Raw genomic sequence first — 12614 nt, 5'->3', positions numbered from 1 at the left:
AAGTTTTAAACACTTAATTCACCCAAAAGGAAAGGGCACTCTTATCGAGTGCCCTTCAGCGCTTATTTCGTTTGTTGTTTGTTCATTGCGCTCATCATTTGATTGATTTTCTTTTGGGATGGTTTTTGTCCCATTTGCATCATCATCATTTTTAACATTTGTTCATTAATTGGTGGATTTTTTTGTAAGTAATTCATCATATATTTGCGGGCGATGAAAAATCCTAACGCCACGCCTGCTACTAGTGCTAATACGCCCACTAGAACAACTACCCAAACTGACATATATTTTCCTCCTTCATGTTGTCTACCTTACAGTGTACTAAAACCTTTTCAATAAGACAAGATTGTATTCGACATTTTTACACATATGTTCGTACTTGTTTCAAAGGATTTAGCCAACCATACTTTTTATTTTCATAATCCATTGCTAAAAATGTCAATTCGCATTTCCTGAGTACTTCAAAAAAAGTCGTTTCCATTGAAGCATTTCCAGATGTATTCATTTGAATATATTGTGATTTTACCGTTATTTCTCCATATTCTGTCCCAGTATAAAGCATGTGTGTATGATGTGTTCTATCATATTTCCCTAGCCTACGTAAAGCTTGTTCTAATTTATGGTGAATTTTCATTACTTGTAATGGCATCGTAATATACTTCATCTGCTTATATAACACTTTCTTTTCCGAAAGGGAACCAGATTCTGAAAATCGAGCAAATAAATCGAAAAACAAATATTCACGACCAAAGTATGTCTTCGCAATATCTTCTTGAATTAAATACAATTCATATGTTTTCATTTTTTCCCTCCCGATCTGGACAACCTTTTTCTCTAAATTATATAGAAGAAAATATGCAATGATTGTCTGACTACGGAGAAAGAAAAAACTTTTTCTGTCGAATAAACTCATTTACATAGAAAAATCCCTCCATGCCGGAGAGATTTTTCACAAATCATTAAAGCATTTCTTTTACTTTGCGAACAACATTTTCTACAGTGAATCCATACTCTTCCATGATCTTTTCACCAGGAGCAGAAGCACCGAATGTATCGATACCTAGTACATCTCCCTCAAGACCAACGTAACGGTGCCATCCGAATGTAGCACCCATTTCGATTGCGAAACGTTTTGTTACTGCTTTTGGTAATACAGATTCTTTGTACTCAGCAGATTGTGCTTCAAAGCGATCCATAGATGGCATGCTGACAACAGCTGCATCAACACCATCTGCCGCTAATGCTTTTTGCGCTTCAATTGCTAAGCTTACTTCAGAACCAGCTGCAAGTAAAATTACATCAGCTGTTTCTTTCTTGCTTGCAGAAACGACATATGCACCTTTTGCTACTTTTTCATAAGTATCGTCTTTTGCACCTTCTAATGTTGGAAGATCTTGACGAGTTAAGACTAATGCAGTTGGTGTTTTTGTAGATTCTAACGCTAATTTCCAAGCTGCAACAGATTCATTACCATCAGCAGGACGAATAACAGATACATTCGGCATTGCACGAAGCGCTGCTAAATGTTCAACTGGTTCATGCGTTGGACCATCTTCACCAACAGCGATGCTGTCATGTGTAAACACATATGTTACAGGCAATTGCATTAACGCTGCAAGACGAATTGCTGGACGTAAGTAGTCAGAGAATACGAAGAACGTACCACCGTAAGTTTTTAAACCGCCATGAAGTGCAATACCGTTCATTGCTGCACCCATTGCGAATTCACGTACACCGTACCAAATGTTCTTACCGCTGTAATCAGCTCTTGTAAAGTCTTTTTCATTATTCATGTATGTTTTGTTAGAACCAGCAAGGTCTGCAGATCCACCGAAGAATGATGGCACAGCTTCTGCAATCGCATTAATTACAGCACCTGAAGAAGAACGAGTTGCCGTTTTTGATCCTAATTCATAAGTTGGTAAGTTTTGATCCCAACCTTCTGGTAGAAGACCTTTCATTGCTGTTTGTAATTCATTTGCTAATTCTGGATATGCTTGTGTATATTCACCAAACATTGTATTCCATTCAGCTTGTGCTGTTTCACCCACATCTTGTACCGTTTTACGGAAGTTCTCATATACTTCTTCTGATACATGGAAATCTTGCTCAGCAGTCCAAGCATATGCTTCTTTTGTTAATTTTGTTTCGTCTACGCCAAGTGGAGAACCGTGTGAAGCAGATTTTCCTGATTTATTTGGAGAACCGAAACCAATTGTTGTTCTTACTTCAATTAGCGTTGGGCGTTTTTCGTCAGCTTTCGCTTCCTCAATTGCTTTCGCAATCGCTTCCACATCGTTTCCATCCTCAACACGGATTACTTGCCAACCGTATGCTTTATAACGATCTTCTACACTTTCAGAGAATGAACGATTTAAATCACCATCTAATGAAATATCATTAGAATCGTATAACACAACAAGTCGACCTAATCCTAAGTGTGCAGCTAGTGAAGATGCTTCAGCAGAAACGCCTTCCATTAAATCGCCATCACCACAAATTGCGTATGTGTAATGATCAACTACATTGTACGCATCGCGGTTATACTTCGCTGCTAAATGTCTTTCAGCCATTGCCATACCAACAGCTGTTGAAATACCTTGTCCAAGTGGACCAGTTGTTGCATCTACACCTGCAGTATGACCATACTCAGGATGTCCTGGAGTTTTACTTCCCCATTGACGGAAGTTCTTTAAATCGTCCATTGTTACGTCGTAACCAGATAGATGAAGTAGACTGTATAATAACATTGAACCATGACCTGCAGATAATACGAAACGATCGCGGTTAAACCACGTTGGGTTATTTGGATTATGTTTCATAAATTGCGTCCATAATGTATAGGCCATTGGTGCTGCACCCATTGGCATTCCTGGATGACCAGAGTTTGCTTTTTCAATCGCATCAATGGATAATGTGCGAATCGTGTTGATAGAAAGTTGTTCGATTGAATGTGACATGCTATTCTTCCCTTCGCTTATATTAGTAAACGTTTTACACATTTATATGATAGCTTCCCACGCAAGATTATACAACATGTATCGACAAATATATTGATGTTTTTTTCGATTTTTTTGTGACAAAGCTTTGATTTCCAGCATGTATCGGTATTCAATCCGCGATACTTTTTCATTGTTTTTATCTTAGGAATAAAAGGAATTATCTGCATCTTCATTCATTAATATTACTGACACTCCATATCCTTATAAATAAGCCAAAAAGTTTTATTTTATACAACCCGTTTTCGAATTGAACTGGAAATAAAATCAATGATAATAACCATCATAATAATCCCAAGTAAAATGATTCCTACACGGGGCCAATTTCGAGAGCTTAATGCAAAAATAAGTGGTGTACCAATCCCCCCTGCCCCGATAACACCTAAAATTGTAGCAGAGCGAACATTAATTTCAAATCGATAGAGCGTATAAGATAAAAAGTCCGGTAATACTTGTGGCAATACTGCATACCAAAGTACTTGAAAACGGTTTGCTCCAGTAGCAACCAGTGCCTCAGTAGGACCTTTCTCTATATTTTCAATTCCTTCAGAATACAATTTCCCTAACATACCAATTGAATGCAATCCTAAAGCTAACACACCTGCAAAAGAACCAGGACCCACTGCTTTTATAAATAGAAGAGCCATAACTAATTCAGGAAACGTACGAATAAAACTGAGCACAAATTTCCCTGCTGACGATGTTACTTTTCCTGTGCTCATATTTGCCGCCGCCCAAAATGCAAATGGTATGGACAAAAAAGCAGATACAAATGTACCTAATATAGCAATTGCTAGCGTATCAATTAAACCGTGCAACAAATCCTCACCATCTGGCGAAGATACATATGCCCAATCTGGATTTACTATCCCAGTCATAATCGCCTTAGTAATTTGTCCAGCTGTGTCCTTTATTCCCTCAACAGGCACTCCTGAAAATGCCCATACATATAAGACCGCAAGTGCAATAAGAATAATCCAACGATATAAACTTAGTTTCTTCGGTTTTGGCACAATTATTGTCGGTTTACTCATCATAATTTCTCCCGTAATACTGTACTTATATAATCAATCAACAATACAACAACAAGCGTATAGATAATAATAGAAGCGGTTTGTTGATATTGTAAAAATCCAAGTGTGCGATCATAGTATAATCCGATTCCACCTGCCCCGACTAAACCTAAAACAGCCGCTGCCCGTACGTTTACTTCAAATGTATATAATACATAAGAAACAAAATGCGCCATTACTTGTGGAATCACTCCATATACGATCCACTGCACTTTATTCGCCCCTACAGCTGTCATCGCTTCTAATGGACCTGAATCAATTGATTCAATCGTTTCATATAATAATTTTGCAATCAGTCCAACTGAAAAAAACGTAAGAGCTAAAATACCTGGAAGTGGACCAATCCCAAAAATTGCAACAAAAATCGCTGCTAATAATAGATCTGGTATCGTCCGAATAAAATTTAAAATAAATCGAGCCGGACCATACAAAATAGGAGTTGAAAACACATTATTGGCCGCTAATAAAGCAAGTGGAATAGCCAGAATTGCCCCTAAAGTTGTTCCGATGATAGCCATTCGAATCGTATCCAAAATGGCAGGGGTAATTGTCTTGAAATAACTCCAATCTGGAGGCACCATTTCTCTAAGCAAATCCAACATATTTGGCAAACCTGTTACAAGCTTTGAAAATGATGCCTCCACTTGTATACTACTTCCCCAAAATAATAAAATGATAAGAATAAAAGTTAACAAATGCTTCAGTTTGCTCGAGGGCTTTGGTATTGTTTTCGTATTTATTGTTAGCTCACTCATTTAACCGCCACTCCTAAGAATTCATGTTTTTGAGCAGAACGACCATAAATTTCAGCAAATTTCTCGTCAGTTGCTTCTTCTACCGGTCCATCAAACACTATTTCCCCTGCATGCAATCCAATAATACGCGTTGCATATTCCCTTGCCAAATCAATAGAATGTAAGTTTACAATTGTCGTAATCCCAAATTCCTGGTTGATTTGCTTTAAATCATCCATCACTTGTTTCGTAGTAAGTGGATCTAAAGAAGCAACTGGTTCATCTGCTAAAATGATTTTCGCTTCCTGTGCTAATGCTCTCGCAATTGAAACACGTTGCTGTTGACCTCCTGATAATTCATCAGCCCTCGTATATGCTTTTTCTAAAATATTCACACGTTCTAGTGCCCGAAATGCAAGCTCTACGTCCTGTTTCGGAAAAAGTCCTAGTGTTGTACGCAGTGTAGAATGATATCCAACACGTCCAGCTAATACATTCTTTAATACAGTAGACCTCTTTACAAGGTTAAAACTTTGAAAGATCATGCCAATATCGCGGCGAAGACGCCGTAATCCTTTTCCTGTTGCAGCTGTAATCGATTGTCCATCAATTACAATTTCTCCTTCTGTAATTTCATGAAGCCTATTAATAGATCGAAGAAGTGTTGATTTTCCAGCTCCGGATAAACCAACCATTACAACAAATTCACCTTTATGTATCTTCATATTAATATTGCGCAAACCTTTTGTACCATTCGGATATACTTTAGAAACGTTTTGAAACTCTATCACACATCTTACCTACTTTCTAAATGTTATAAGAAACCGAAAAACGGCTAACTAACTGAAACTGAATAACATTTCAGCTAGTCCGCCATTTTTCATTATCATTCAAAACTCTCCTATGGATTACTGCGTTTTTACTTTCTTTCCGTAGTCACGAACGATATCAAATTTACTATCATCAGATTTCACATATCCTTCATGTGAATATACCTCTTTAATAATTTTATGACCTTCTTCACTCTTTCCAATTTCAATAAACGCATCTTGTAATTTTTTACTCCATTCAGCATCTAAATCAGAACGTACAGAAATCGTATCATTTGGAATTTTTTCTGTGAACTTCACAATTTTAGTCTTATCAAATACATCTGGATAATCTTTTTTAACAATATTACGAGCATCTTGGAATACAACCGCCGCATCAACATCACCGTTTAAAAGGGCAATAATAGATTGGTCATGGCCTTTTAATGTAACAGGTTTCACATCTTTTAACGGATCAATGCCCTCTTTCATTAACACTGCCGCTGGCCACACATATCCTGCAGAAGATGTTACATCTTGATATCCGATTTTTTTACCTTTTAAATCGTTAATACTATTAATATTGGAATCTTTCTTTACGACAAATTCAGATTTATAAAAGTCCACTAAATCTTTTGTAGGCTCTCCTGTCGAATCATCTACCCCAAAGCGTTGCGCCTGTAATATTACATTCGCCGCTTTCTTTTCATGCGCTAATACATATGCAGTCGGTGGCAGAAAGCCCACATCCACTTGCTTAGATGCCATCGCTTCTACAATTGTATTGTAATTTGTTGAAACACTGACCTTTACAGGAATATTAAGCTTATCACTTAACAATTTTTCTAATGGTTTTGCTTTTGCCTCTAACGTATCAGCATTTTGTGAAGGAACGAACTGAACATTTAATGTTTTGGGCACATACCCTTTTTTCGTATCTTCATCTTTACTTGCACTTGATTCTTTTGCTCCACAACCACTCAATAAACCGACCGTTAGTACAGCTGTTGCTCCCATTGCGAAAACCTTTTTGAACATATCAAAGCCTCCAATTTTTTAAGTTATAAAATGACAAGCCGTAAACATGTAGAAATATAACATAGATTTTTCCATATGAGAGTTTATTTACAGAATTTTTACACATTCTAAACATTCTAAACATAACCATCTAATATTATCTGCTATGATTAGTATTAGATAATTTTGAACGGGGATGATACTTTTGAACCAACATGATACTGTACACATAAATCTTCTATTAACAAGCGATGTACACGGTACTGTTTATCCACTGCACTATCGAAATAACGAAACAGCAGAAATAGGGTTAGCAAAAATAGCAACCCGTATCAAACAAGAGCGTTCCCAATATGAACATGTAATTGTAATCGACAATGGTGATTTCATTCAAGGAACTCCATTCACTTATCACTACGCTACATATGAGCAACATAAAAACAATCCAATGACTCTACTCGCCAATCACATCGGTTATGATGCAGCCATTATTGGAAATCACGAGTTTAATTATGGAATGGATGTATTAAACAAAGCGGTATCAGATTCAACTATGCCCTATCTATCCGCAAATATTTTAAATAAGCAGACAAAAAAACCTTACTTTGGGAAACCATATATCATTAAACATATACAACCTACTATAAAAATCGCTATCTTGGGAGTTACAACGCATTACATTCCGAATTGGGAATTGCCGCATCATATTAAAGATTTACTATTTGAAGATGCGCTAGAAACAACAAAAAAATGGGTTTCTCACATTCGTAAACACGAGCAACCAGACTTATTGGTCGTAGCATATCATGGTGGTTTTGAACGTGATTTACAAACTGGAGAACCAACGGAAATTTTAACAGGAGAAAATCAAGGATATGCAATGTGCCAAGAAATAGAAGGAATCGATATATTATTAACTGGACACCAACACCGCTATATTTCTAATACAAAAGTAAACGGTGTAACAGTTTTACAAACTGGATGTAATGGCCATTCATTAGGGAAAGTTCAAGTGGAGTTAGAACAAAATAACAATCGGTGGATAATCAAGAAATGTCATTCAGAACTGTTATCTGCACAAGGTGTTCAAGCAGACGAAGAAGTGCTTGAACTTGTATCTAGCTATGAAAACCAGACACAAAAATGGCTCGATCAGCCAATCGGCACCATCATTGGTGACATGCGAATTCATGATGCAATGCAAGTACGTTTACAAGCTCATCCCTTTATCGAATTTATAAATAAAGTACAAATGGAGGTAGCTGGAGTCAACATTTCTTGTACAAGCCTGTTTCATAATGAATCTTCTGGCTTTCCAAAACATATTACAATGAGAGATATTGTTTCAAATTATATTTATCCAAATACATTAAGGGTCATACGTGTTACAGGGAAAGATATAAAAGAAGCTCTTGAGCTATCTGCTGAATATTTCATGTTGCATACAGATGGGGAAATTATTGTAAACCCGGCTTATATTGAACCAAAACCGCAGCATTATAATTACGATATGTGGGAAGGAATTTCCTACATATTAAACATTTCACAACCAGTTGGTGAAAGAGTAGTTTCCTTACAATACGACGGGGCCCCTATTCAATTTGATCAAGAATATGATGTAGTCATGAATAATTATCGTGCAAGTGGGGGCGGAAATTATTTTATGTATCAAAATAAGCCCATCGTAAAAGATGTACCCATTGATATGTCTGAACTTATTGCGAATTACATATTAGAACGAGGAACAATTGAAGCGACAACTAACCAGAATTGGAAAGTTATCAAATAACTAATGTTTCTATTAAAATCAAAAAAGATGGGCTCTGCCCATCTTTTAATTTAATTTTTCATTATCTTGCTTCTTTAGTGCTTTTAATTTCGACGGGGTAATATCTTTCCCCTCTTCGTTAACGACTTTAATTCCTTTTAATTCGTTTAGCATATTTTGACGAAATCCTTTTAAATATTGTTCACGGAGCGATTGGCGCTCACGTTGTTCTTCTTCAGTTAAACCTTCAGCTTTTGCTTTTTTCGCTAAGAAGTTAATACGTTCAATGAGTTCGTGACTTAGCATCTCGAATCCCCTTTCTACTTAAAACTGATTATTATCATACAATAGTTAGTCCTGTTTATCAAGCAATTGCTTCGTATACTCCACGTATCTGCGGTGTACCGTAGCTTTTGATACATCATGCCCAAAGCCACGAAGTGTCGCAGCAATTTCTTCAAATGTTAATTCATTTCGGCGCAAACGTACAATCTCTTCAATTGGTACTTCTTTTTTCTCACGCCCTGTACTTAAATGACGATTTTTTAGATTTTTTTCTGGGCGAAATCCTTTTTCTACCGCTCTTTGCATACCACGTTTAATCTTTAAATTATGAATTTTTCTCTGATATTCTTCTACTATGCCAATAATATTGAGTACCATTGAATCAGAATCTGAAAGCTGTAATTCACCATTATGCGTATGTGTATACACTTTTACTCCTTCTTTATGTAAACAGTGCATTAAGGCAATCTTTGCATTCCCTCTACCAAGACGTGTTTCATCTTGAATAAGTAGTACATCAACCTGTTCATCCCGAATGATATCTAGTACCTCTAATATACCATCACGCTCAATTGTATAGCCGCTCGCCTGCTCCTCAATTACCTTGATAACATTCATTTGATACCGATCAGCTAAATGCAACAATTCATCTTTTTGACGTGCTAACGATGTTTCCTGCGCTTCTTTTGTTGTACTTACACGAGCATAAATGATTGCATTCATTTTGAAACCCTCTTCCTCATTTTGATTTTTCTATTAGTTTAGCATAAATTCAGATTCTGTTCGAACTTATGTTTGTAGAATGTTTTTTCGCGTGTTATACTTATTAATAAGAAAATTAAAAGAAAACGAGGTGTTAAAAAACATGGAAAAGTTAACAAAGCGCCAGCAAGACATTCTCGACTTCATTAAACTAAAAGTACAAGAAAAAGGTTATCCACCTTCCGTACGTGAAATTGGTCAAGCAGTCGGCCTTGCTTCTAGTTCTACAGTGCACGGACATTTATCACGTCTAGAAGAGAAAGGTTATATTCGACGTGATCCAACAAAACCAAGAGCCATTGAAATTTTGGGAGACGAAAGAATTGATACAAACACACAATCAGTTGTTCAAGTACCAATTGTCGGAAAAGTTACAGCTGGTTTACCGATTACAGCCGTTGAAAGTGTAGAAGAACACTTCCCACTCCCTGCAAGTATCGTTGCTGGAGCAGACCAAGTGTTTATGTTACGAATTTCTGGAGATAGTATGATTGAAGCAGGTATCTTCGATGGAGATTTAGTTGTTGTTCGCCAGCAGCATTCTGCATACAACGGTGAGATTGTGGTTGCATTAACAGAAGATAATGAAGCAACAGTAAAACGTTTTTATAAGGAAAAAGATCATTTTCGCTTACAACCGGAAAACTCTTCCCTTGAACCTATCATTTTAAAACAAGTATCGGTTATCGGGAAAGTAATTGGCGTATATCGTGATTTACATTAAAAAAATAGACCATCTCTGGTCTATTTTTTTAATTCACTTCAATTGTAACGTCTCCAGCAGACGTTTTCCCATTAATTTTCACACTACCATTTCCAAGCGTTACATCCCTATCTTCTTCCTTAAAAATTCTCACTTCCCCTGCATAAGTCTTTCCACTGACAGTCGCATCTTGAGGCTTCTCGAGTAAACGAATATCAATATCTCCAGCAGTTGAACTTGCTTCCACATCGTATTTAGAGTCATGATCAATAACATCCACATCTCCACCTGTTGTTTTCGCTACAACTTTCCCGCTTACTTGCTTTACTTTTATTTCACCAGCTTCAGAAGACCCTTCGACCTTTTTTGCCGTTATTTTCTCTAATTCTACGTCCCCACCAAGTGTCAAAACGTTTACATAATCACTTTTTACATCACTCACTTCTATCTTCCCTGCAGATGAATTCACCTTTAATTCTTGATATGCTCGTTCTGGAATAACAACCGTTATTTCAGGCGTTTTAAACCCAAAAGATAAAAATGAAAAATCAAATGAAATTCCTTTTTTCACTTTTCCTTGCACCTTTAATGTATCGCCTTTTTCATCAATAGTAACTTTTTGGTTTTCCAAATTACCTGACTGTTTTACATAAAAAGAGGAATCATTCCCTTTCTGAATCGTAACATCTCCAGCGTCCAAAGCAATTTCTACATTCTTAATTGCTTCATTTTTAATAACCTTTTCCGTGTCTCCCTTTTCCACTGCAGCTACTGTTTTTGTATATGTTTGCGATATACCAATCACCCCAATAATGATACACGCAACAGCCCCTAACAATATTTTTTTCAATTTCCCTACTCCCCTTTAATCATTTTGAGATTCCAATTGACATAGCGCACACAAAAATTTTTAAACCAGTTTGTACAGTAGTAAGCTCCTATGCACAACAATAACCCCACGCCAACAAACGTAATAGCAACAAATACATCCAGCCATAAGAAATTGCCCATTAGTATTTTAATAATTACAAAGAATGGTGAAATTACACTGGCAATTCCGCCAACCCAAAGCGCAAATATAAAACTTACAATTGCGATTAAAGGACCTAATACAATAATAAAATTTAATAAACTAAGACCAATTGCTGCCATTACAGCTCTTGTTATATTGGAAGCAGAAGGATCCTTTTTCATCTCATCAAAACGATATAAAGCTAGCATTTCTTTCGCAATTGTTTTTGGCGAACCGAGCCCTTTTACAATTTCAGATTCTGTCTTCCCCTCTTCGAATCCAAACTGAAAATGCTCTTCATAGTCATATAAAATATCTCGCCTTTCTTCTTCTGGGAGCTTTCTAAGCTGTTCCGATAATTCGCGAAGAAACTGTTCTTTATTCATCCCATTACACCTCTTCAATAATTTCTTGTACCCCTTTAGCAAAATCGCGCCACTCCGTTACAAGTAAATGGAGTTGTGCTTCCCCTTGATTTGTTAATTGATAATATTTACGCGGTGGCCCTTCCGTTGATTCTTTTAAATACGTTTGAAAATACCCCTCTTTTGTTAACCGACGTAATAGCGGGTACACCGAGCCTTCCGATATTAAAAATTTATTAGAGATTTGCTGAACGAGTTCATAACCGTAGCAATCTTTTCTTTTCACAAGTGCCAGTACACAAAGCTCTAGCACACCTTTTTTAAACTGGACGTTCAAAGACAATCCTCCTTCCCAGTCAGTACTATTCAATATAAGGTACTTACCTTAACCATAATATACCATTTACTATTGTTTATTGCAAGGTACTGTTGTCTATGTAATAAATGTTTACTCCCCTCTTTTCCTTACACTATATTAATTTAAAAACTCACATCTCATTGAAACATGAGTTTCTATATATACATCAAATAAAAAACCGACATAAAACCCCTCTTTTTAGGTGGGAGAGAGGATCTGGCCATGCATAGAAGCGGTCAGGGCCTGTTTCTGCCACATGCGAAGTAAAAGCAGAAAAAGCAAACGAGTGTAGGTGACTTTTTATTCTGCATAGCAGGGATTTAGATGTCGAAAAATTAAAATGGATTTATATACTTAAAAAGGTTCTTTTTAGTTATTACCTGATACCGGTTAATCTATGTTTCTAGTGAAATATTTTTATATCAAAACAAAATAATTAAAAACGTAGAGTAGGATTTCCTTAGATGACATAGAAATTATATAAAGTAATAAAAGGAGTAAATTCCTCAATAGTACCAACTATTTCAAGTAATTTTTCTTTCATCGTCCTTAGGTTTGCTTTCCCCTGAAACAAAAATCCAAAAAACAAATTTTATTTTACACGAATTATTTACATAGACCATATTTATCACAATAAAGTGAAACTTTAGTAAGTGGGTTTTTCTTCATCCCCACTAATTATTAGCTAAACCATCGATCTTTTACTGGCAGTTCATCCCCTCCCTAACT

At 36.4% G+C, this 12614-nt stretch carries 14 protein-coding genes; 2 read left to right on the top strand and 12 right to left on the bottom strand.

Going from position 1 to position 12614, the window contains the following annotated elements; genetic code table 11:
- Positions 1-62: 62 nt before the first annotated feature.
- The 7 genes from ACIQ7L_RS18845 to ACIQ7L_RS18815 form a co-directional block, all read right to left on the bottom strand.
- The gene (locus ACIQ7L_RS18845) at positions 63-284 is read right to left on the bottom strand and encodes a YneF family protein (RefSeq protein ID WP_335358584.1); all 222 of its coding nucleotides are present in this window, start codon (positions 282-284) and stop codon (positions 63-65) included.
- Between the two features lie 77 nt (positions 285-361).
- Positions 362-802, bottom strand: a complete 441-nt coding sequence (gene sirA / locus ACIQ7L_RS18840) for a sporulation inhibitor of replication protein SirA (protein ID WP_400570974.1) — start codon at positions 800-802, stop codon at positions 362-364.
- Positions 803-959: 157 nt separating this feature from the next.
- Positions 960-2960, bottom strand: a complete 2001-nt coding sequence (gene tkt, locus ACIQ7L_RS18835) for a transketolase (RefSeq protein ID WP_400570973.1) — start codon at positions 2958-2960, stop codon at positions 960-962.
- Positions 2961-3229: 269 nt separating this feature from the next.
- Entirely contained in the window at positions 3230-4033 is an 804-nt protein-coding gene (gene phnE, locus ACIQ7L_RS18830; protein ID WP_097897672.1) for a phosphonate ABC transporter, permease protein PhnE, read from the bottom strand.
- Entirely contained in the window at positions 4033-4827 is a 795-nt protein-coding gene (gene phnE, locus ACIQ7L_RS18825) for a phosphonate ABC transporter, permease protein PhnE (protein ID WP_400570972.1), read from the bottom strand. The genes phnE (ACIQ7L_RS18830) and phnE (ACIQ7L_RS18825) overlap by 1 nt, the downstream gene beginning before the upstream one ends.
- Positions 4824-5597 (bottom strand): phosphonate ABC transporter ATP-binding protein, encoded by a 774-nt coding sequence (phnC, locus tag ACIQ7L_RS18820; RefSeq protein ID WP_097897674.1) that lies wholly within the window; start codon positions 5595-5597, stop codon positions 4824-4826. The genes phnE (ACIQ7L_RS18825) and phnC overlap by 4 nt, the downstream gene beginning before the upstream one ends.
- 117 nt (positions 5598-5714) lie before the next feature.
- Entirely contained in the window at positions 5715-6653 is a 939-nt protein-coding gene (locus ACIQ7L_RS18815; protein WP_400570971.1) for a phosphate/phosphite/phosphonate ABC transporter substrate-binding protein, read from the bottom strand.
- 175 nt (positions 6654-6828) lie between these two features.
- Here ACIQ7L_RS18815 and ACIQ7L_RS18810 point away from each other — a divergent pair, with 175 nt between their 5' ends.
- The gene (locus tag ACIQ7L_RS18810) at positions 6829-8421 is read left to right on the top strand and encodes a bifunctional metallophosphatase/5'-nucleotidase (RefSeq protein WP_400570970.1); all 1593 of its coding nucleotides are present in this window, start codon (positions 6829-6831) and stop codon (positions 8419-8421) included.
- Between the two features lie 45 nt (positions 8422-8466).
- Here the strand turns inward: ACIQ7L_RS18810 and ACIQ7L_RS18805 are convergent, their stop codons facing one another.
- Both ACIQ7L_RS18805 and ACIQ7L_RS18800 read right to left on the bottom strand, forming a co-directional pair.
- A complete protein-coding gene (locus ACIQ7L_RS18805; protein WP_097897677.1) occupies positions 8467-8706 on the bottom strand; it encodes a DUF896 domain-containing protein in 240 nt (79 codons plus the stop codon).
- A 45-nt stretch (positions 8707-8751) separates the two neighbouring features.
- A complete protein-coding gene (locus ACIQ7L_RS18800; RefSeq protein WP_097897678.1) occupies positions 8752-9408 on the bottom strand; it encodes a YneB family resolvase-like protein in 657 nt (218 codons plus the stop codon).
- Between the two features lie 142 nt (positions 9409-9550).
- Here ACIQ7L_RS18800 and lexA point away from each other — a divergent pair, with 142 nt between their 5' ends.
- Positions 9551-10171, top strand: a complete 621-nt coding sequence (gene lexA / locus ACIQ7L_RS18795; protein WP_400570969.1) for a transcriptional repressor LexA — start codon at positions 9551-9553, stop codon at positions 10169-10171.
- A gap of 28 nt (positions 10172-10199) precedes the next feature.
- On the opposite strand, the gene ACIQ7L_RS18790 is transcribed toward lexA, so the two are convergent.
- From ACIQ7L_RS18790 to ACIQ7L_RS18780, 3 genes are read right to left on the bottom strand one after another with little or no spacing between them, the layout of a single operon-like run.
- Positions 10200-11000 (bottom strand): DUF4097 family beta strand repeat-containing protein, encoded by an 801-nt coding sequence (locus ACIQ7L_RS18790; protein ID WP_400570968.1) that lies wholly within the window; start codon positions 10998-11000, stop codon positions 10200-10202.
- Positions 11001-11005: 5 nt separating this feature from the next.
- On the bottom strand, positions 11006-11548 hold the full coding sequence (locus ACIQ7L_RS18785) for a DUF1700 domain-containing protein (protein WP_400570967.1): 543 nt from the start codon (positions 11546-11548) through the stop codon (positions 11006-11008).
- Positions 11549-11552: 4 nt separating this feature from the next.
- A complete protein-coding gene (locus ACIQ7L_RS18780) occupies positions 11553-11864 on the bottom strand; it encodes a PadR family transcriptional regulator (protein ID WP_335358575.1) in 312 nt (103 codons plus the stop codon).
- Between the last annotated feature and the right edge of the window lie 750 nt (positions 11865-12614).

Source organism: Bacillus sp. NPDC094106, from assembly GCF_044764345.1.
In the GTDB taxonomy this organism is placed as follows: domain Bacteria; phylum Bacillota; class Bacilli; order Bacillales; family Bacillaceae_G; genus Bacillus_A.
Note: the sequence above shows the minus strand (reverse complement) of the source record. Positions and strands in the feature narration are given on the sequence as shown.